General features: G+C 38.7%; 16 protein-coding genes and 2 pseudogenes. 10 read left to right on the plus strand and 8 right to left on the minus strand.

Annotation, left to right across the window (positions count from 1 at the left end):
- Positions 1–37 precede the first annotated feature (37 nt).
- Both nirB and AC4CVF_RS13285 read right to left on the minus strand, forming a co-directional pair.
- Positions 38–2,585, minus strand: a pseudogene (nirB, locus tag AC4CVF_RS13280) (nitrite reductase large subunit NirB).
- 38 nt (positions 2,586–2,623) lie between these two features.
- On the minus strand, positions 2,624–4,000 hold the full coding sequence (locus tag AC4CVF_RS13285; RefSeq protein WP_336952625.1) for an MFS transporter: 1,377 nt from the start codon (positions 3,998–4,000) through the stop codon (positions 2,624–2,626).
- Positions 4,001–4,431: 431 nt separating this feature from the next.
- On the opposite strand from AC4CVF_RS13285, the gene AC4CVF_RS13290 reads away from it, so the two are divergent.
- Both AC4CVF_RS13290 and AC4CVF_RS13295 read left to right on the plus strand, forming a co-directional pair.
- A complete protein-coding gene (locus AC4CVF_RS13290) occupies positions 4,432–5,019 on the plus strand; it encodes an ANTAR domain-containing response regulator (protein WP_490789591.1) in 588 nt (195 codons plus the stop codon).
- A 3-nt stretch (positions 5,020–5,022) separates the two neighbouring features.
- A complete protein-coding gene (locus tag AC4CVF_RS13295) occupies positions 5,023–6,012 on the plus strand; it encodes an ABC transporter substrate-binding protein (protein WP_336952629.1) in 990 nt (329 codons plus the stop codon).
- Positions 6,013–6,202: 190 nt separating this feature from the next.
- Here the strand turns inward: AC4CVF_RS13295 and AC4CVF_RS13300 are convergent, their stop codons facing one another.
- The 3 genes from AC4CVF_RS13300 to AC4CVF_RS13310 form a co-directional block, all read right to left on the minus strand.
- Positions 6,203–6,736, minus strand: a complete 534-nt coding sequence (locus tag AC4CVF_RS13300; RefSeq protein WP_336952631.1) for an Ivy family c-type lysozyme inhibitor — start codon at positions 6,734–6,736, stop codon at positions 6,203–6,205.
- Positions 6,737–6,784: 48 nt separating this feature from the next.
- Positions 6,785–7,240 (minus strand): hypothetical protein, encoded by a 456-nt coding sequence (locus AC4CVF_RS13305; RefSeq protein WP_419328435.1) that lies wholly within the window; start codon positions 7,238–7,240, stop codon positions 6,785–6,787.
- Positions 7,241–7,349: 109 nt separating this feature from the next.
- Positions 7,350–7,946, minus strand: coding sequence for a DUF4189 domain-containing protein (locus AC4CVF_RS13310; RefSeq protein ID WP_336952634.1), 597 nt, complete (start codon positions 7,944–7,946; stop codon positions 7,350–7,352).
- A gap of 460 nt (positions 7,947–8,406) precedes the next feature.
- On the opposite strand from AC4CVF_RS13310, the gene AC4CVF_RS13315 reads away from it, so the two are divergent.
- The 8 genes from AC4CVF_RS13315 (at position 8,407) to AC4CVF_RS13350 (ending at position 17,060) form a co-directional block, all read left to right on the plus strand.
- Positions 8,407–8,868: a hypothetical protein gene (locus tag AC4CVF_RS13315; protein WP_336952636.1), complete on the plus strand. Its 462-nt coding sequence runs from the start codon at positions 8,407–8,409 to the stop codon at positions 8,866–8,868.
- A gap of 849 nt (positions 8,869–9,717) precedes the next feature.
- Positions 9,718–10,269 (plus strand): type 1 fimbrial major subunit FimA, encoded by a 552-nt coding sequence (fimA, locus tag AC4CVF_RS13320; protein ID WP_016539504.1) that lies wholly within the window; start codon positions 9,718–9,720, stop codon positions 10,267–10,269.
- 52 nt (positions 10,270–10,321) lie between these two features.
- Positions 10,322–10,807 carry a hypothetical protein gene (locus AC4CVF_RS13325; RefSeq protein WP_336952638.1) on the plus strand — a complete coding sequence of 162 codons (486 nt, stop codon included), beginning with the start codon at positions 10,322–10,324 and terminating at the stop codon, positions 10,805–10,807.
- Positions 10,808–10,826: 19 nt separating this feature from the next.
- The gene (locus AC4CVF_RS13330) at positions 10,827–11,528 is read left to right on the plus strand and encodes a fimbria/pilus periplasmic chaperone (RefSeq protein ID WP_490789592.1); all 702 of its coding nucleotides are present in this window, start codon (positions 10,827–10,829) and stop codon (positions 11,526–11,528) included.
- 5 nt (positions 11,529–11,533) lie between these two features.
- The gene (gene fimD, locus AC4CVF_RS13335) at positions 11,534–14,152 is read left to right on the plus strand and encodes an outer membrane usher protein FimD (protein WP_483770166.1); all 2,619 of its coding nucleotides are present in this window, start codon (positions 11,534–11,536) and stop codon (positions 14,150–14,152) included.
- Positions 14,153–14,163: 11 nt separating this feature from the next.
- Positions 14,164–15,174, plus strand: a complete 1,011-nt coding sequence (locus tag AC4CVF_RS13340; RefSeq protein WP_336952641.1) for a fimbrial protein — start codon at positions 14,164–14,166, stop codon at positions 15,172–15,174.
- A 9-nt stretch (positions 15,175–15,183) separates the two neighbouring features.
- Entirely contained in the window at positions 15,184–15,732 is a 549-nt protein-coding gene (locus AC4CVF_RS13345; protein ID WP_336952642.1) for a fimbrial protein, read from the plus strand.
- Between the two features lie 248 nt (positions 15,733–15,980).
- Complete coding sequence (locus AC4CVF_RS13350) at positions 15,981–17,060, plus strand: helix-turn-helix domain-containing protein (RefSeq protein WP_336952643.1); 1,080 nt, start codon at positions 15,981–15,983, stop codon at positions 17,058–17,060.
- Between the two features lie 170 nt (positions 17,061–17,230).
- On the opposite strand, the gene AC4CVF_RS13355 is transcribed toward AC4CVF_RS13350, so the two are convergent.
- The 3 genes and pseudogenes from AC4CVF_RS13355 to aptA all read right to left on the minus strand — a co-directional run bounded on the left by AC4CVF_RS13355 (position 17,231) and on the right by aptA (position 20,837).
- Positions 17,231–18,622, minus strand: coding sequence for an amino acid permease (locus AC4CVF_RS13355; protein WP_419328428.1), 1,392 nt, complete (start codon positions 18,620–18,622; stop codon positions 17,231–17,233).
- A gap of 99 nt (positions 18,623–18,721) precedes the next feature.
- Positions 18,722–19,219 (minus strand): annotated as a pseudogene (locus AC4CVF_RS13360) (aldehyde dehydrogenase family protein); the annotation flags it as partial.
- A gap of 241 nt (positions 19,220–19,460) precedes the next feature.
- On the minus strand, positions 19,461–20,837 hold the full coding sequence (aptA, locus tag AC4CVF_RS13365) for an omega-aminotransferase AptA (RefSeq protein ID WP_490789593.1): 1,377 nt from the start codon (positions 20,835–20,837) through the stop codon (positions 19,461–19,463).
- Between the last annotated feature and the right edge of the window lie 24 nt (positions 20,838–20,861).

The raw sequence follows: 20,861 nt of genomic DNA on the forward strand, positions 1-20,861 counted from the left end.
TTGTGGAGTAAGGCCAATAAAGCAAGTATTCATATGCTTATGCTTCAACTACAGGAATACGGCTCTGATCACGTTCTGAGTCAGTTTTTGGGCGAATTTGCCCACGTACTTGAGCAAACTGAATATGTGGATCTTGCTGTTGCTCAGCTTTGGCATTAATAAAGGTCACAAAACGTTTACGGACTTCAGGATCTTCCACCGCAGTTCGCCATTCGTCTTGATAAGTACCCACCACATGGCTCATTCGGCGTTCTAGTTCAGCAGCAACTCCTAAAGAATCATGCACAACAACATCTTTTAGATAATCCAAACCACCTTCCATATTGTCACGCCATACCGAAGTCCGTTGTAAACGATCCGCTGTTTGGATATAGAACATAAAGAAGCGGTCGATATATTGAATTAAAGTTTGCGTATCTAGGTCAGAAGCTAAAAGTTCTGCATGGCGAGGTTTCATTCCCCCATTGCCACAAACATATAAGTTCCAGCCTTTCTCAGTGGCAATCACCCCAACATCTTTGCTTTGTGCTTCGGCACACTCTCGTGTACAGCCCGAAACTGCCATTTTTAATTTATGTGGGGAACGCAAACCTTTGTAGCGATTTTCAAGGAAGATGGCTAAACCGACCGAGTCATCGACACCATAACGACACCATGTGCTCCCAACACAAGATTTAACGGTACGTAATGACTTGCCATAGGCATGACCAGACTCAAAACCAGCATTGATCAGCTTTTCCCAAATTTCTGGCAATTGATGGACTTGTGCTCCAAATAAGTCTACCCGTTGCCCACCGGTTAGCTTGGTATATAAACCATATTCTTTGGCAATCTGCCCAACTGCAATCAAACCATCTGGTGTCACTTCACCACCTGCCATACGCGGTACAACAGAATAAGAACCATCTTTTTGAATATTGCCTAGGTAGTAGTCGTTACTATCTTGCAACCCAGCATGATTTGCAGTGAGAACAAAGTCATTCCAGCAAGATGCCAAGATATTGGCTACTGTCGGTTTGCAAATATCACAACCTAAACCATGCCCATGCTGTTGAATCAAATCATCAAAATTTTTAATTTCATTGACCCGTACCAAGTGATACAACTCTTGGCGTGAGTAAGCAAAGTGTTCACAAAGATGATTATTGACCGTTACCCCTTGGCGTTGTAATTCAGATTTTAAAACTTGGGTCACTAAGGGTGCACATCCACCACATGCGGTTGCGGCTTTGGTACATTTTTTTAACGCACCTAATGAGGTCGAACCCTCGGCAATGGCACTACAAATATCTGCTTTAGACACGTTATTACATGAACAAATCGTGGCACTGTCTGGCAATAAATCTACACCACTACCTCCCGCTTTTGCCGTAGATTGTGCATAGCCTGGCATGATTAAACTTTCTGGATTTTCTGGTATCGCTAAGCCATTCAACATCATTTGCAATAAGTCGTTATATTCTTTGGCACAACCAACCAGTACCGCACCAAGTAATTGGGTTTTCTCTGCATTGACCACGATCTTTTTATAGACCATTGCATCCTCATCAGCATAGAAATAGCTCAATGCATTTGCAGTCATGGCATGCGCATCGCCTACCGATGCCACATCGACACCCATCAGTTTTAACTTGGTGCTCATGTCTGCGCCAGCAAATGTGGGGCAACTTTTTTGCATCACATGTTTTGCTGCAATCCTTGCCATGTCATAACCGGGTGCAACTAAACCATAGATTTTATTGTTCCATAATGCACATTCACCAATCGCATAAATATCTGCATCGGAGGTTTGGCAGTAATCATTAATCGCGATACCGCCACGTTCACCTAACGCTAAGCCACATTGGCGGGCCAACTCATCACGCGGGCGAATCCCTGCAGAAAATAGAATAATATCTGTTTCAAGTTCTGAACCATCCGCAAACTTCATCACATGGGTGCTATTCACGCCATCTTCTATCGATGAAGTGGCCTTTTGCGTGTGAACCTTTACCCCTAAATTTTCAATTTTGGACCGTAAAACTTTCCCGCCCAAATCATCAATTTGTACTGCCATTAAACGAGGTGCAAATTCAACGACATGGGTTTCTAAGTCTAAATCACGAAGTGCTTTCGCGGCTTCTAAACCGAGTACCCCCCCCCCCAATCACCACACCAGATTTTGCAGATAGACTTACTGCCCGTATTGCATCTAAATCATCAATGGTACGGTAAACAAAACAGTTTTTACGATCATGCCCCGAAATTGGTGGAACAAAAGCATAGGAGCCCGTCGCAAGCACCAATTTGTCATAGTTGATCACATCGCCATGATCGGTGGTGATGCATTTATGGATGGTATCAAGATGAGTGGCTTTGGTATTTAAACGCAGGTCAATTCCATAAGCATCTGCAAAGTCCGCACGACAAAGAGTTAAATCTTTGACAGATTTACCTGTGAAATATTCAGTCAAATGTACCCGATCATAGGCCAAACGGGGTTCTTCTGCCAAAATCGTGATTTCAACCTCATCACCTGCATGTTCTAGCACAGATTCAATAAATTTATGCCCAACCATTCCATGACCAATCATCACTAATTTCATATCGATTCTCCTCGATTGTTTTTGCTCTTGTTATTCAATTAAGTCGCACTGTTTTGTTTAAGACTTACAGCATTTTGTTCCATGCTATTTCGCTCCAGTACAGCAGCTTCAAATAACTTTTGCTCTTTCTCTTTATGTTCAACCGAGAAACGAATCATCAATACACAACTTGCAGCAATCACTACCAAACCACCTAAAACCATCAGCGTCGTTTGAATATCCAACATGCCTTTTAATAAGAAACCCGCAGCAACAGCACCGACATTACCGCCTGCCCCGATAATGCCCGCCACACCACCCAAAGCATCACGATCAATAAATGGAACCAGTGCATAGGTCGCACCGCAGGCCATATGGGTAAATAAAGCAAATACGGTCATGACCAGAATCGCCAGAATCGCGGTATTCATTTGTGAAAAGACAATCAGGAATACGCCTTCTAACAGGATCATGGCAAACAACACTTTCGTGCGACCATCGAGACCTTTTTTAGTCGCCACCTTGTCAGAAACGATACCACCAAGCGCACGGGCAAACAGTGCAAGTAAACCGAAAATCCCTGCTGCCATCCCTGCTTCTTTTAAACCAAATTTAAAATGATCCACGTAGTACATTGCGACAATGTTATGAATGAAAATTTCAATACCAAAACACGCTGCATAAGCACCAAATAGAATCCAAACGCGGTAGTTTTTTGCAGCATGCATCAAAATTGCCATACCGCCTTTTTTATCACTCCCCACATGCAGACCTTGTGCACGAAGCTCTTTAAAATCACCTTGTGGACAGTCTTGAGTAAACTTCCAATACATTGCACCGACAATTAACATCATCACACCAGGTACAATTAGTGCAATTCTCCAGCCCATGGTTTGTTCAACACCGAACATCACCAATGCTGCGAGCATCAAAGGCATCAAGGCTTGAGTTGCGCCTCCACCTGCATTACCCCAACCTGCTGTGGTTGCATTTGCAGTGCCTACGACATTTGGTGCAAACATAATACTGGTGTGATATTGGGTGATAACAAAGCTGGCACCAATTGCGCCAATCAAGAGTCGGAAGAATAGAAAAGACTCATAACTATTGGCTGATGCCACCCCAAATACAGGGATACTGCCGATAATCAATAATGCGGTATAGGTTTTACGTGGGCCATATTTATCGCATAAAGGACCAACAATCAGACGCACTACAATCGTGATTGCAACAGCAGCAATATTAATATTGGCGATTTGATCTTTGGTGAGATGGAATTCACCTGCAATAACAGGCATTAACGGCGCACAGGCAAACCATGCAAAGAAACAGACAAAAAAAGCAAGCCAACTCATATGGAAGGCCCGCATTGCTGCACTGCTAAAATTGAAAAGATGAATCTTTGTTGCTTTTTTCGCATCTAAATTTGAAGACATAGCTTCGATCTCCTGAACTGAACGCATATAAGTTGCTGTTATGCACGAGGCATATCAGTAACGATCAGAACGGACGTCGTTGGCCGTCTTACAAATTTTGAAAGTCTTCATTGACTTGATTTAAACTATGCATAGTTCATGCCAGTTTAATATTTCTAAATATCTAATTTTTTATTTTGCTTGAATACTCAGTACTTATGATTGAATAGTTGTACCTTTATCCTGTGATACACGTTCATGCTTTTTATCCGCACGGATAAAATGTAAATCATAAAACTGCATGTTTAGAAGGCAAATTGCGTCAATAAAGTGCATCAATTTTCTTTAACATTCTGTGACTATGCTTTAAAACAGCACTATTCATGCGACATATTGGCATCTAAATTGCTTATATGCTGAAAGTTCATGTCAGGACATACTTGAGTAGCGACATGCCAAAATTAAGAATTGCCCTGATCGATGATGATATAGAGCGGGCATCTTTTATCAAATCCTCTTTGATCGAACATGATTTCGAGGTGGTCGCATGTCTGATGATTGACCATTTAAATAGTACCGATCTTCATCACTTATATGCTGATGTGATTTTGCTGGATATGGACCATCCACATCGAGATATTATTGAAAGCTGTGTAAGTCAGTTTGATTTACCCACTGTGCTTTTCACTAAAAACTCGCAAAAAGACACCATCAAAAGTGCTATTGAAGCGGGTGTAACCGCCTATATTGTTGATGGGATTGATCCTGAAAAACTGGAAAGTATTTTAGAAATTTCGATTGAGCAATTTAAAAAACATAAAAAGCTCTTAAAAGATCTCAATGAAACCAAAAGCAAACTTGCTGACCGTAAAGATATTGAAAAAGCCAAAGTGATGCTGATGCAGATGCATCAAATTGAAGAAGAACAAGCTTTCAGTTTGTTACGAAAAAACGCCATGAGTCACCGTATCACCATGGGGGAAATGGCAAGAAAGTTAATCGATGCTCAAGCCTTGCTCCAAGCAAATTTCAAGGAATAAACAATGAACACACTTGAAACCACGGACATTGAATTAGGCTATATTCCTTTGCTGGATTGCACTGCAATACTTTGGGCACAACATCAAGGTTATTTTACTGAGCAAGGTCTGAAGGTTAGGTTGGTGAAAGAGCCTTCTTGGGCCAGTTTACGTGATCGTTTAGCTTTTGGCATTTTAGATGCCGCACATTGTCTTTCTGCCATGCTTCCCGCTGCTGCGACAGGCAATGATCAGCTGGGTATTCCCTTACAAACCTCATTGGTGTTGAGCACCAATCGTGCATTTATCAGCTTGAGCCAAAAACTCTGCTATGAGTTAAAAATTCACACGCAAGATACTGCGCAAGCGTCAGCAGTGAAAGTAGTTCAAGCCTTAAAACAAGGCGACAAAATACAACTGGCCCATGTATTTAAACAGTCCATCCACCATTATTGTTTAAGAGAGTGGTTGGCTTTGGCAGATCCAGACTTGGCAAAAAAATACCAACCATCCACACTGCCCCCTTCCTATATGGTGGATGCGATTTCATCACAACTCATTGATGGATTTTGTGTCGGTGAACCGTGGAATATCCAATCACAGATTGAAGGTTATAGTTATGTAATTGCTGAGAGTAAACAGATTATTCCTGAAGTGGCGGATAAAGTTTTAGCCACCACCCATGAATGGGCAAACAAGCATCCGAATACGTTAAATGCATTGCAGACGGCGATTCAAAAGGCACAACATGATTTAAGCACCTTGCAATCACTACAACCCATATGGCATATGCTAGAAGTGAGTGACATCATCCGTTTCAATTGTTCTCATCTAGTGCATACCTATGCGTTTCATAAAATACAAAATATTATTCGCTCTTTTGGTACACAGGACCGACCAAAACCAGATGATTTTGAATGGATTATTCAACAAATGTGCAAATGGGATAACTTAGAACTCGATACGGCACAAATCAAAAAAATTTCGACACAATGCACGGGTGATTTAATTTAAAAAATGACTAATTTAAAATGTATCAAGCTGCAAGTTGCTTTGACAAAGATGCAGAAAACTAGACATAAAATGTTCACCATTTTATAGCGCTAAGCTCACTGCATCATTATTTAATATTCGAATAGTTATTAATTACGGTTATTTATACATTACTAAGCTTAAGGATCAAGTTGCATGATCATTTTGCAAATTAACCCGCCGCACTTTCCGCAACCCATTGTGAAAATTTACTTGGAACACCTTTAGTATTTTCATCAAAGCCAAAGAATTTAACACCATCTTCAGTATCTGAATAAGCCGCCATGACTTTACCTGTTTTGGTATTGATCGCAATGACGGCCTTACTCGAACCTGCCCCACGTGGGTCATAACCACTGCCTACCAGCCAATCACCCTGACGCTGCATTGCACTGGATACCACTAAAGCTGAAGTGAGATTTGCATATGATTTGCCAACTAATTGCTGAAAACGAGCTTTCCAAGGTGCTGCCTGTATAACGTCATGTGGGTGTTTACCATCTGGTTTCGCCATACCCGTTGTTGGAACAGGACGTGTACCACACTTGCTTTTGATTTCTGACTCATAGCCGATATTACCAACTTCTTGCACATCGATAGTACGCCCAACCTTATCGGCACACTCAGCCCATTGTTGTGGTGTTTTTGCCTGTGCAACAATTGGCGTGACCAGTATACCTGCCAATAAAAAACTAAAGATTTTCATGATTTATTTCCTTTAAATATGTACTTAACATCGCGATAACAATACGCTTTAATAACCAGAGCTTTTAACTAGTTTTGGGGTATCTGCTTTTTCGACTGATACCAATTTTGCCAGATCAGTACCATCACTTTCGCCCTTATAAACCGCATATTCTCCAACCGTTACAGTTGCATGTCCTGTATAGCCAATATAGCCTTCCTTGGGTCTTTTGTTGAGTTTCAATGCCTGAGCTGCCTGTTGAGTATCATTGAAACAAAACCAGCGTGAACGGCGATCATCCGGCTTACGCGGTATCAACTGATCTGAAGGCGCACTGGGATGAAAACAGATAACATCACCTGCCACTTCATCATCAAAATAATATGAATATTCTCCATTTACTGTAATTTGACCACGATATTGATCAAATTCCTGTGTGCTTTTTTGCAGTTTCAAGGCATCTGCATGTGCAAACAAGGGCAAAGCTAAAATACTGCCCAGTAAAAAATTAACCGCTTTCATCATTTTTATCCTTTAAAAAGATCCGATCTTTTATTTAAATATATTTTACTTCAAATACTTATCTCGGGTTTATCACAATAGGCGATGTTACTTAAAGCAGAACCGCTATGTATTACCACCAATAAAATATACTGGCGCCCGGCTCGTAATAAGTACTACATGCTGAGTAAACCACTTTACACTCTTGCTTGTTTTTACTTTGACATTCATAAGCAGCTAATGCTTTGGCGCCTGCGGGCGTACGATCAATTCTAATCACAGACTCTTGACCACCTTGAGTCGGATCAGCCAAGGCAACACATTTATTGTTATAGGTAAAGATGACCTCACAATTTTTACCTCCCTTTTTTTGGCAATTTTCCAAGGCTACTTTTTTTGCCCCACGTTCGGTTCTTGTCGCTTGGGCATAACCTGTAGGTCGAGAAGGTGCTGCCTTATCTTCAGCAATCGCGCCCCAACGTTTTTCCCAAAGTGAGGGTTCCCATTTATATGTGCCACCACCGCCACCACCATTACTACCGCCACTTGGAATCGGTGCACACCCTTGCAAGCCTTGCCCACCAATTGGATAATAACCAGGAGGACAATTGCCCTCTGCGGCCACATGGCCTGACCACATCAAAACAACAAACGCCAACACAAGCGTGTTTGCAATCCCCATGAATTGTTTTAAATAGTGTTGCTCTGCGATCGTGAATGTTTTAAACATAATAAAAGCCCTCATGGCCAATAACCATCAATAAATTGAATGATTTTCACTTAGAAAAACAAACAATATATGATCAATTTTCCGATTGATGGAATGTTAATATTTTATCTAACGTTCAAACTTAGATTAAAACTTCTACAACTTTTTTCTGCAAGCCCTTTTTTATTCATTAAATTTTCTATAAGCATTACCAGTAAGATTAAATACAGAACGGCTAAACACAATAATTAAATCATGTGAAAAATCAATACAAAAACATATTTTTAAAACTAAAAAAATTCAGATAAACTCTAACACTGCATACGACATTAAATCGCCAGTAAATATTTCATGCGATAAGATGATCAAATTAAGTTGTGAAAAATAATTCAACTGATTTTCTAAAAGCAGGAGCAAACTGATCGATTTGAATGAAGACATAAAAGAAAAATCGTGATGTATTGATATACAAAGGAATAAAATGAAACTGACTAGGACATTTACTTTACTCATAGTGCCAATTGTACTCACTGCATGCCAATCCAACAGTGTAAATAAGCTGATCAGAGATCTGCCCTCTCCCGATGGACGTTTTCATGTAGAAGTCCTACAGTGCCGAGCCAACGATGTCATGTTTGGTGGTGCAACACAAGTTCAGGTTTCAGTTCTAAAAAAAGGTGAAACTGAAAAATGTCGATCATTTATTTATGCATTGGCGCAATTTGATGTAAGAACCATCGACTTTGGCGCAAAGGATAATGCTTTACACATAGAGTGGTTGTCAGACACTGAACTTAGTGTGTGGCATCGTAGTTTTGCAACATCTCAAGGCAAGAATTATATAGGGCCAGATGTACAGCATAGCCAGGCGAACTCTCCAATTAAAGTTATTTTTTCGCCTTTGGCTGCGCAAATTGGAATGCCTTCTCAGATTAAAAAATAAAACGCTATCCACAATAAACCGTTATATAACTCGTCTAGTTTTGATTGCTGTTGTTATGCAACTGCCCTTTATGGGTCAAGTCTGTCCTCCGAGAAGGTTACTGTGATCTAGTTATAGTCTTCTATTTACATTGATCATCCAATAATGACCTATCTATTAGCTCCCAGCCAGAATGCTCAAAGCGGTTTATTTTTTCATGCTTAAACTTAATCAGTAAACCTTCATTGTATGTAGTAAATACTTTTTATGATTACTGGTGAATTTCATGAAATAGATCGCATTTAAGCGCTTTACCTCTTAGCGAATACTTAATCATACCCTTAAAAAGCTGAACTCCTCTGCTATTAATAACTGCTTCAAGCATCTTTCCTATCGCATTATCCCAACTCTAAGCCATTAGCACGCTAAAGCAAATATTCAATAAGATCAGTCCATCATGAGTGCTTCCAATATCCAAATTCAACAATAAACATTTGATATTAAATAAAGTTTAATTCTAATAAAATATTATATCCATCCATTCAATGATCATTTTTATCAAAAAAAACATAGCAAGTTTTATCAATATTAAGCAACGACGTTCTACCCAACACATCTAATAAAAGCCCTCTAAAATAATCACATTAATTCATATACTTTTCATAAAAAGAGATAAGGTCGTCAAATACAAATTAATTATGCACAAAATACAAAGTTATTTATTGTGATGTACGTCACTATAACCCTGCATTTATATAAGTACATTACTATTTTATTAAACAGTGCGACTAAGTGTAATTTATTGAAATCATAAAAAATGATTTTAAATAAATATTAAAAATCAACCTTCTAAAATGAATGGGTTTTACTATGAAATTAGCTCTATTAAGTACTGCAACTTTATCTGCTTTAACACTTTCTGTTTCAGCTTTTGCTGCTGATCCTGTAACTGTTAACGGTGGTACAGTACATTTTACTGGTGAAATCGTAAATGCAGCATGTGCTGTAAGTACAGAATCTTCAAATCAAACTGTTGATTTAGGTCAATACCGTACTGCACGTTTAGCTGTTGCTGGCGATAAAACAACTCCAGTACCGTTCCAAATCAAACTTGTTGACTGTGATCCAACAGTTCAAGCAACTGCAGCTGTTGCATTTTATGGTCAGTCTGTAACGTCTAATGCAAACTTACTTTCAGTTGCTGCTGGTGGTACAAACTCTACTGCTGCAACAAATGTAGGGATTGAGATTGCCGATGACACTTCAAAAATCTTAGGTGTTACGGGTGCAAGTTTTTCTACACCTAAAACATTGATCACAGGTGATAACACACTTCAATTCAGCGCACGCTATGTAGCTACAGGTGCATCTACACCTGGTCAAGCAAATGCTGATGCAACTTTTGTAGTGAAATATGAATAATTTATCTGCCTAAGATAATTATTAAATATTTGATTACATGAGCTTATTTACCATGAAAAAGTATATAACCCTGATTGCTGGAATATTAGTAAGTACTCATATTTACGCAGAAAGTTATGTATTTGGTGGAAGAGCTCATTTTCAGGGAGTTTTGATAAATCAAAGCTGTTCAATCTTAATTGAGAATAATGCTGCTGTATCTATTAAAACTCCCAATTCTCCAATTCAAATCAATTTTTCATTATGCCCTGTAAGCATCTACGACAATCTCGCCATTGGTCTATCTGAACAAAATAAGCCAACACATGAGATGTTTTATACAGACCCAAAAGCAAGAAATGATTTTGATATTAATCAAGAATTAAACATTCAAAGTCTTGAACAGACCGGTCTGGATCAGAAATTTATTCGACAAATTGATCGACCTGAACGTTATGACAGTTTCGCTAAAAATAGGATTGGTATTCTCCTCAACCAAACTTCAGAAAAGTCATCCGCTCAAGCATCGAATATTTTAATTTCTGTTTTTTATCCATAAATGAATTCTAAGGACTTATATGAAACTGAACTTATTTAAAAATGGTGTTCTTAGTATAACCTTAGCCTGCTTAGCATCCACCAGCTGGGGCAATAACAATATTATTGGGGGTATATCACTTGGAGCAACTCGTGTTATTTACCCAACCGATGCCAAGCAAGTTTCATTGGCTATTGTCAACAGCAACAATAAAGAACGCTTTTTAATTAACTCGTGGATTGAAAATAATCTAGATGAAAAATCAAAATATTTTCTTATTACTCCTCCCTTATTTGTCGCAGAAGCAAATAGCGAAAATACATTAAGAATTGTCAATGTTGCCACTAACTTACCACAAGATAGAGAGTCGGTATTTTGGGTCAATGTTAAGGCAATTCCTTCGATTGATAAATCGACTTTGACTGACAAGAATATTTTACAACTTGCTGTTTTATCTCGAATCAAACTGTTTGTAAGACCGATAAATCTAAAAACTAAACCTGAAGCCACATTAGAAACGCTTAAGTTTTCAAAATCAGCAGAAGGAATCATGGTTAACAATCCATCTCCATATCATGTTTCTTTTGTGAACGTTTTTGTTGATAACCAAAAAGTGCCAAATGTGATGGCGAGTCCTTTTGCCCAAACAAAAATTTCAGCGACTTCAGGTAATAAACTGAGTTATCAAACGGTCAATGATTACGGTGGTTTAACAGCTAAAGTTGATTTAGAACTGAAGTAATAATTATGAATAGTCTATTTTCAATGCCATACAATGTTGTATGCGTAAGGAGACATATCAAGCGATATCCAGTGGGTATCGCAATGACTATGCTGATTTCAATCGTAGTCCCAAGAACCAGTCATGCAGAACAGGTTTTTAACCCTGCATTTTTAACAGATAACTTATCCAATTCACAAATCTCTGATTTAAGCAGATTTGAGAAATCGACCCATCAATTGCCAGGCGTGTACCGGGTTGATGTGTATGTCAATGATCAATACGCGTTTACTCGCGACATCAATTTTATTGAAAAATCAGGCATTCAAGATACAACTGGGTTATTTCCGTGTTTAGACAGCAAAACATTGCAGGGATTTGGGGTCAATATTGCCCAATACGAGCAATTGTCTACCTCAAACCCACAATGTGTAGATTTTATTTCAATTATTGAAGGTGCAAATAGCCACTTTCAATTTGATAAACAAAAATTATTGATCAGTTTACCGCAAGCTTCTTTACGCAACCAAATTCGCGGCTATATTCCACCCGATCAATGGGATGAAGGGATCAACGGCTTTTATACCAACTATAATATTTCGGGCTATGACAACTCTAAAACAGATACCAACAGTTTCTTTTTACGTCTGGATAATGGACTCAATATTGGCTCATGGCAGTTCCGACATTCAGGTAGTTTTAACGCTAATTCGCACAATGGTAAAACCACAAATCAATGGAATAATTTAAACACCTATGTACAAAAAACAATTATTCCTTTAAAAAGCCAACTGGTGCTTGGTGACGGTTCAACAAGTAGCGAAATATTTGATAGCTTTGGTTTCCGTGGCGCACATTTGTCAACTTCTGAGGCAATGTATCCTGACAGTCAGCAAGGCTATGCACCTACTGTTCGTGGGGTTGCAAAAACCAATGCAAAAGTAGTGATTAAACAAAATGGTTTTGTGATTCATCAGGTAAATGTCGCACCCGGACCATTCCTTATCCAAGATTTAAATCCAACCTCAATCAGTGGTGATCTTTTGGTTACCATTGAAGAAAATGACGGTTCGATTCAAAGCTTTCAAGTGCCCTATTCAAGCCTTCCTGTTTTACAACGTGAAGGACGCACTAAATATAGTCTAGTAGTGGGTGAGTACCGCAGTGGATTGGATTCTCAAGATAATCCTTCATTGTTACAGGCAACTGCAATTCACGGTTTAAAAAATGGTATTTCCGTTTATGCTGGGACGCAATTGTCAGATAAATATAAGAGTGCTCTGGTGGGCCTAGGAGCCAACCTTGGAGATTATGGGGCTTTGTCTTTTGACCTTACCCATGCGGACAGTGAGTTGGCAGATCAATCCTCAAGCAGTGGACAGTCTTTGCGTTTTTTATATTCAAAATCATTATTAAGCTCTGGGACAACCTTCCAATTATTAGGCTATCGTTATTCGACCAAGGGTTTCTATACCTTAAATGATGTTGCTTATAATCGTATGAGTGGTTATCACGTTTCCGAAACTCAAGATGGAAATCAAGCCAATACACCAATCATTACGGATTACTACAATTTATATAATTCTAAAAAAGGTCGCTTTGAAGTCAACATCTCACATTCACTTGGAAACTATGGTTCTTTATTTGTCTCAGGCAATCAGCAAACCTATTGGGATACCAACAAAAAAAATGAATGGGTTCAAGCGGGTTATGCAAACTCATGGAAAGCACTGAATTACTCATTCTCAGTCAGCCGTAACAAATATTCTGAGATTAATCAGAGTGACACCATGTATGCCATGAATCTGTCCTTCCCATTGGATAAGTTATGGCCGAAAGCCAATTTCCGTAATCATCCAATCCAAAATGCATACAGCACTTTTTCGACCACACAAAATTCAAATGGTAATGAGTCCTATATGGCAGGTTTAAGTGGCACCTTACTGAAAGATCGAAATTTAAGTTATAGCATCAATCAGGGACAAGTCAGTAAGCAAGGTGATATTGGTTCAGTCAGCCTAAATTACAATGGTAGTTACGGCACAGTAGGTGCAGGTTATAGCTACGAAAAGAACTCAAATCAGTTTACCTATAATGCATCTGGTGGCATTTTAGCGCACCGTGATGGTATTACCTTTGGTCAGCCTTTAGGGAGCACCTCAATCTTGGTTAAAGCACCCGGTGCCAAAGGTGTAAATATCGAAAACTATACAGGCGTTAAAACCGATTGGCGTGGATATGCCATTGTTCCTTATGCAACTGAATATCGTGCCAATCGTGTTGCGCTGAATTCAAATACGTTCAGTAATAATCTCGAAATCAGCAATAACGTTGAAAATGTCGTCCCAATTAAAGGGGCGATTGCCAGAGCAACGTTTAACACCAGTTTAGGTGTAAGAGCACTTATCACGTTATCCCATAACGGCAAGTTTATCCCGTATGCAAGCAGTGTGATTGAAAAAGGAAGTTCAGCCACCAGCATCGTTGCAGACGATGGCCGGGTTTATCTAACTGGACTTCCGCTCAAAGGCACCTTGGAAGTGAATTGGGGCGAATCTGCTGAAGGAAAATGTTTGGCAAACTACGATATTTCAGACATGGACCTTAGCAAACCCGTTATTCAATTTGATCTTGAATGTCAATAAGGAGAGATCATATGAAATTTAAGCTTTTAATTTCCAGTATGTTGCTACTTGCTTCAGCTCCATCTTTTGCAGTTGTCTGTTGGAACAGTAAAGGAAATGGTGTTGTGGATGAAGTTTTTTATGATCTATCCAATAGTTTCAGCAGCTCTAATAACGCTGTAGGTAAAATTGTAGAGCTTAAAAAGAATTTTTCTTCGCAAGTTTATGGAACCTGCCCTGCTCATAATTCCAATATTAGTCGAAATAGAACCATGCGTAGTTATGTTTCCGACCTCTCTGTCGTAGAAACGATTGATCGATATAAATACTTACCGATCAACGACTATTTAGTCGGTGCTATGAAAATTACCGATAGCTTTGCGGGAGATTTTTACCCCCCTGCAAATTATGTACAGATGGGTACAGATCCCAATGTAAGTAAAGGCCAACCCTTTGGTATTTGGGATTCAAACTTTACCTTTCGCCTCAAAGTGATTAAACCCTTTATTGACTTTGTGCCTATCCCTAAAAAAACCATGTTTACCGTATATGTCACAACGGGTTCAGCAGATCCATTAAGTATCCCTGTTTATAAGATTAGTTACAGTGGCTCTATTTCGGTTCCACAAAGTTGCAAAATTGGCACAGGTGATTTTTTAGAAATTAAGTTTGGGGAAATTCCAGCCTATGCCTTTAGTCAGGCTGGTCCTGGCAATAAACCCAACAATGTCAATAAACAGAGTCATACCTTAGCAATTCAATGTACCAATATTGATGCCCAAGCAATGCTGACACTTCGGCTTGAAGCTGAAAAAGCCACTGGAGATATGATGATCTCAGATAATCCAGATATTGGCTTTAAGATGTCAGATCAAAACGACAATGTGTTATTGCCCAACAATATCAACAGTGTGATTCCGTTTAATCTCAATCAACAGCCAGCAAATGTGACCATCAAAGCTTGGCCTGTCAGTATCACTGGAAATAAACCAGAAATTGGTCCGTTTAAGTCTAGAGGATATCTCAGAGTGGATTTTGATTAGGAGAAACCAATGAAAAATAAAGCAAGATATATGGCTGCTGCCACAATGATATGTTGTTTAAATATTCATCAACTCTCTCATGCTCAAAATACCAATGTAGAGCTGGGTCGTGTGAATATTGAACTTTCAGGGATCGTAACTACAGCAACATGTGGCGTGTTAAGTTCTGAACAAGATAAATATATTCAGCTTGGAAGCGTTGCGAGCAAAGACTTACCTAGTATAGGTAGTCAATCAAAGCCAACCCCGATTCATTTTGAGATGAGTAACTGTCCGCCAAATGGTTCTGTGACGATCACTTTTGATGGGCCCCGAAATACTGAAAATTCTGAACTTTTAGCGCTCGATGCCTTAGCCAATAAAGCTGAAAATATTGCCATAGAAATTCGAGATCAAGATAAAAAAAGATTAGCTTTAGGCAAGAAAAGCGAAGCCTTTAGTACAGACATCAATGGCAATGTTTCAGCGATATTTTATGCAAATTATATTGTGACCAAAGCACAAGCCTTAGCAGGCATTGCAAATGCAAATGCTCAGTTTTCTATTCAATACGATTAAGAAAATAAAACGATTCATTATTGACGGTTAACACAATTGATTATTCAAACTCTTTAAGGCAAAGCGTTAAGAATTCATCATTCTCATTTGAATGACACCAAAATAGCTGAGAACGTTTATCTATTTTAACCATTCAAATCTCCTCGCAGCTTTAAAGAAAATGAATACATCGCATATAACGACAATTGTTTGATTACTTTAAATAAAAAATAAATACATAGAAATATCTAATGATATGGGGAGAATCCATGAAAACTTTTTTTAAAATAAAAAGTGTGAATAAGGGTATGGCATTTCTATTAGATGATTTTTGTAAAAAAAAAGGGTTAGATTTTTCAAACCCTACTGACTACCATTTAAATGATCATATTCCATTTGGAGAATGGCTCAGGCGGATAAAAGAAATCAACACACAATATCCTCAAGCTGGCGTGGGATTAGACATTGGTGCTTTAGTCCAGCCAAAACATATGGGTATCGTAGCGTATATGGCGCAGTCAAGTAATACTTTAGCAGACTACATCAAAATACTGAGTCGATACGAAAAGCTATGGTTCAATTATATCCCTAAAAAAGTTCTGCTTGATGAAAACTACTTTTCAATCTCATGGGATAAACCCGCTTATTTACAAGTAGGTTTATATACTCAAGAAACGATAGTTGTTGAAGAAATACAGGTTTCTGTGCTCTTTCATCATTTAAAACAACTCATTGATTCAGGTGAAAATATTTTTCATCGTTTAGAACTTGCGATCCCTAAGCCAAATGATATAAAAAAATACCAACAATTGTTTAACTGCCCAATTCAATTTGATGCAAGTCAAACTCGGATTGTGATACTCAGCTCACTACTGGAAACTAAATTAAAATACTATGATCCTATTCTTTTAGAAATTTTATTTGACCATGCCGATATATTACTTAGTAAAATGCCTCAGGAAGATTCATTCTTAGAGTTAGTTAATCTGAGTATGTTGCAAGCACTTGAGAATAATAATGTTCAAATTCACTCTATCGCAAAGTCATTAAATCTATCGGCAAGAGCACTACAAAAATATTTAAAAAATAGAGGTTTATCATTTAAAGAAATCTTATGTAATATTCGGCAAAATTTGGCAAAAAAATATCTGCAAAACCAAAATTTATCCATAACAAAAGTTGCTTATTTACTTGCTTATAAAGACCAAACTTCCTTTAATCGTGCTTTTAAAGCATGGTATGGTGTTTCTCCTTCGATGTGGAGAAAGCAAAATATCAATAAAAAACTGGATATTAATGAAAAGTTTGAAACTCGTTTCAATGAGCAGAATGTTTATGCAAGAGAATAAAATAAGCCCATGCTTTGTAAAACACCGAGAGAATCCAGCATAAGTTGTTATTGTTACTACAAGGCATGAAGAAAAAAACTACAGCGTTCATACATAATACAAACCTTGTACCGCTGTTTTACCCTCAAAGTACAAAGTTTGATTATTTTTCTATAAGCGTAAATGATCCTTTAATCCAAATGCATTACTATGCGCTTTGTAGTTTTATTCTTACGAGTCACAAGAATTCCACAAATTACTACAACTGAGGTTACTCCTAAAGATAAGGTGGTCTCATAACTATATTGAGGCGATAAAAACATATATGCCAATACACTCATAATCACGACAATCACAAACCATGTCAGCCAAGGAAATAACCACATTTTAAAGGTAATTTGCTTCCCTATTTTTTCTAGTTTACGTCTTGAGCGTAACTGAGACACTGCAATCACTAAATAAACCACCAGCGCAATCGAACCCGTTGTTGACAGTAAAAATCCAAAAACTTGCCCAGGGAACATATAATTCACGGCGCAACAAATCAGACCAACAAAAGTTGAAGCAAACACTGCAACTGTCGGCACACCTGCATCATTAATTTTAGTCACAACTTTTGGCGCTTCTTGACGTGTACCCAATGCAAACAGCATACGTGAAGAGGTATATACAGCTGCATTCATACAACTTGCAACTGCAATAAAGACCACCATGTCCATAATCAATTTAGTTTGAGGAACATTGAGACTGACCAAGACATATTGAAATGTCCCCAATTTTTGTAAATCTGGGGAACGCCAATCAACTAAAGCAACCGCAAGGAAAATTGAAACAACAAAGAATAAGATAATTCGGTAAAGCACCAAATTGGTAGCACGTTTAATTTTATCTTGTGGATTTTTAGACTCTGCTGCTGCAATGGAAAGGATTTCAACACCGAAAAACGAAAATGCTGAAATTAAAATAGCTGATAGAACACCACCCATTCCATGCGGCATAAAACCGCCATTTGAAAATAAATGGCCAATACCACTAACATCGTGCGCTAAAGGCCAAAGCCCAAATACTGCCGATGCACCAATAAAAATAAAAAGCAGTATTGCAACAACTTTAATTAACGCAAACCAAAACTCAAACTCACCAAAACTTTTGGTACTAAAGAAATTGGCTAAACTGAGTAAAATAATAAAAGCAAAGGCATAAATAGCACTGGAAACTTGAGGAAACCATGCATGTAAAATTTCAGCACCTGCAATTGCTTCGATAGGGATCACCAAAACCCAAAACCACCAATACAACCATCCCACGGTAAAGCCTGCCCATGGGCCAATTGCTTTACGGGCATAAGTAGAAAATGAACCTGTATCTGGTTGCGCAACAGCCATTTCACCAAGCATACGCATCACCAGAAAAACGATAATACTGGTAATAATATAAGCCAGTACAGCAGCAGGACCTGCTTTGGCAATTGCAGCTGAAGAGCCCACAAATAAACCAGCACCAATAACGCCACCGATACTAATCATCGTGATATGTCGATTGGAAAGTCCTTCACCTAATTTTGTTGTTTTAACACCATTCATATTTTATTCCTTAAAAATACTTTTAAAATCGTGATCTACATTGTTAAATCCTTATTAAAAATAGAGAAAATTAATGACCTTCCCTCTATACACAAAAAATTAATTTAAGGTGGGCATTGAAAACAGCTTAGCTTCACAAACGTGTGAAGAAGGCCAACACGGGGTAATGGTTTTACGACGCGTATAAAAATGCACTCCATTTGGCCCAAAAGCATACCCATCACGGGTATATATACAGATGCCATCTCCATACTCATGATCATTAATCAGTTGCATCGCCTGTTGCATGGTTTCTATGCGAATCACTTGTAGAACAGGGTCAAAAATTTCTTGCTGATAACTGGTCATGTCTGATGAAACCTGATCAATTAGCGTTGAGTCAACAAAAAATCCAGTCTTATAACCTATAGGTTTGGTATCACAACCATCGACAACGATTTTAGCACCTTGATGTTCAGCACTTTGGATAAAAGCTTGAACTTTATCGTTATGTACTTGCGAAATGAGCGGTCCAAAGTCATTTTGTTGATCTTCATGATAACCAAACTTCAGTTGTGCAATTTGAAGCACCTGATTCACCAACACGGTATTAGCAAGCGCAAATTGTTTACGGATCTCTACTGTGGCTGGTTGATATAGAGGGTGTTTTCTTGCCGACTTAACAACCAGACTGTCGTGAATAAAATATCCAACCCGCTTGAAGGATTGTATTGCATTAACATCAATCAACTTATCACCATTAAAATTTTCTAAATTGTTCATTACATTTCCTTATCTATTCTCATTCCCTTCTATACCACGTGATTTAGTGTCATTTTTGCTTAAGCGCTCATCTTACTTATTTCACCTGATAAATTGCTTCACCTACTGCATTCATCAAACTCGTTAATTGCACTTCTGTGCTGTTAAACATCGGGCCAAACTGAATGGTATCCCCGCCAAAACGGACATAGAAACCGGCTTTCCACAGTTTCATTCCAATTTCAAAAGCTCGAATCGTGGCATCGCCATCACGCGGTGCCAATTGCAATGCACCAATCAATCCACAGTTCCGAATATCGACAATATGAGGTGAACCTTTTAACTCATGGACAAGCTTTTCAAACCTTGGCGCTAAGTCAGCAGATTGAGAAATTAAATTTTCTTGTTCAAGAACATTCAGCGTTGCTAGAGCAGCGGCACAAGCAACAGGATGGGCTGAATAGGTATAGCCATGGGTGAATTCAATCGCATGTTCGGGTAGATCTTGCTGCATAAATGCATTGTAAATTTCATGGCTTGCGACCACACCACCTAATGGAATTGCACCATTGGTAATCTGTTTAGCAAAAGTCAAAAGATCTGGGATAACTTCAAAATATTCTGCCGCAGTCCATTTGCCGATGCGCCCAAAGCCTGTAATCACCTCATCAAAAATCAGTAAAATATCGTGTTGGTCACAAATTTCTCTCAAGCGTTGTAAATAACCAACAGGTGGCACGATACACCCTGCTGAACCTGAAACAGGCTCTACTATTACTGCTGCAATATTAGAAGCATCATGTAATTCAATCAGCTTGAGCATTTCATCAGCCAGCTCAACCCCACCCGTCTCTGCACAGCCTTGGGTAAAACTTAAGTGCGCTTGCAAAGTGTGAGGCAAATGATCAACATCCATCAATTGACCAAACATTTTACGATTGCCGCCTATTCCACCTAGACTGGTCCCCGCCACGTTTACACCGTGATAGGCACGTGCCCGACCAATCAATTTGGTTTTGCTTGGTTTTCCTTGAATACGCCAATAGGCACGTGCGATCTTGATGGCAGTGTCCGCAGATTCTGAACCTGAGTCGGTAAAAAATACGTGCTGCAATTTTTCCGGCATCAGCTGAACTATTTTTTCAGCCAATTGAAAAGATAAAGGATGTCCAAATTGGAATGCAGGTGAGTAATCCAATTTTGCCAATTGCTTACTCACGGCTTTCTGGATTTCAGGCAGTGTATGCCCTGCACCGCACGTCCATAGCCCTGACAATGAGTCATAAATCTCACGCCCAGTACTGTCAATTAAATACGATCCTTTTGCACCCACGATCATGCGCGGATCTTTATGAAAATTACGGTTTGCAGAAAATGGCATCCAATGGGCTTGATAATTTAAATTCATCTGCTCATTTGACTGACTGGCTTCCAATGCGTCATCACGGTCATTTGATATATCGATATCGAACATAAGTACTCTTCTTGTTTTGTGATT

This window comes from Acinetobacter sp. LipI_19, assembly GCF_058242925.1.

Bases quoted from the DNA above. Each gene is read 5' to 3' on its own strand.
- AC4CVF_RS13350 (WP_336952643.1), top strand. From the start codon at position 15,981: ATGAAAACTTTTTTTAAAATAAAAAGTGTGAATAAGGGTATGGCATTT.
- AC4CVF_RS13340 (WP_336952641.1), top strand. From the start codon at position 14,164: ATGAAATTTAAGCTTTTAATTTCCAGTATGTTGCTACTTGCTTCAGCT.
- fimD (WP_483770166.1), top strand. From the start codon at position 11,534: ATGAATAGTCTATTTTCAATGCCATACAATGTTGTATGCGTAAGGAGA.
- AC4CVF_RS13315 (WP_336952636.1), top strand. From the start codon at position 8,407: ATGAAACTGACTAGGACATTTACTTTACTCATAGTGCCAATTGTACTC.
- AC4CVF_RS13295 (WP_336952629.1), top strand. From the start codon at position 5,023: ATGAACACACTTGAAACCACGGACATTGAATTAGGCTATATTCCTTTG.
- aptA (WP_490789593.1), bottom strand. From the start codon at position 20,837: ATGTTCGATATCGATATATCAAATGACCGTGATGACGCATTGGAAGCC.
- AC4CVF_RS13285 (WP_336952625.1), bottom strand. From the start codon at position 4,000: ATGTCTTCAAATTTAGATGCGAAAAAAGCAACAAAGATTCATCTTTTC.
- AC4CVF_RS13345 (WP_336952642.1), top strand. From the start codon at position 15,184: ATGAAAAATAAAGCAAGATATATGGCTGCTGCCACAATGATATGTTGT.
- AC4CVF_RS13310 (WP_336952634.1), bottom strand. From the start codon at position 7,946: ATGTTTAAAACATTCACGATCGCAGAGCAACACTATTTAAAACAATTC.
- AC4CVF_RS13330 (WP_490789592.1), top strand. From the start codon at position 10,827: ATGAAACTGAACTTATTTAAAAATGGTGTTCTTAGTATAACCTTAGCC.
- AC4CVF_RS13325 (WP_336952638.1), top strand. From the start codon at position 10,322: ATGAAAAAGTATATAACCCTGATTGCTGGAATATTAGTAAGTACTCAT.
- AC4CVF_RS13355 (WP_419328428.1), bottom strand. From the start codon at position 18,622: ATGAATGGTGTTAAAACAACAAAATTAGGTGAAGGACTTTCCAATCGA.
- fimA (WP_016539504.1), top strand. From the start codon at position 9,718: ATGAAATTAGCTCTATTAAGTACTGCAACTTTATCTGCTTTAACACTT.
- AC4CVF_RS13290 (WP_490789591.1), top strand. From the start codon at position 4,432: ATGCCAAAATTAAGAATTGCCCTGATCGATGATGATATAGAGCGGGCA.
- AC4CVF_RS13300 (WP_336952631.1), bottom strand. From the start codon at position 6,736: ATGAAAATCTTTAGTTTTTTATTGGCAGGTATACTGGTCACGCCAATT.
- AC4CVF_RS13305 (WP_419328435.1), bottom strand. From the start codon at position 7,240: ATGATGAAAGCGGTTAATTTTTTACTGGGCAGTATTTTAGCTTTGCCC.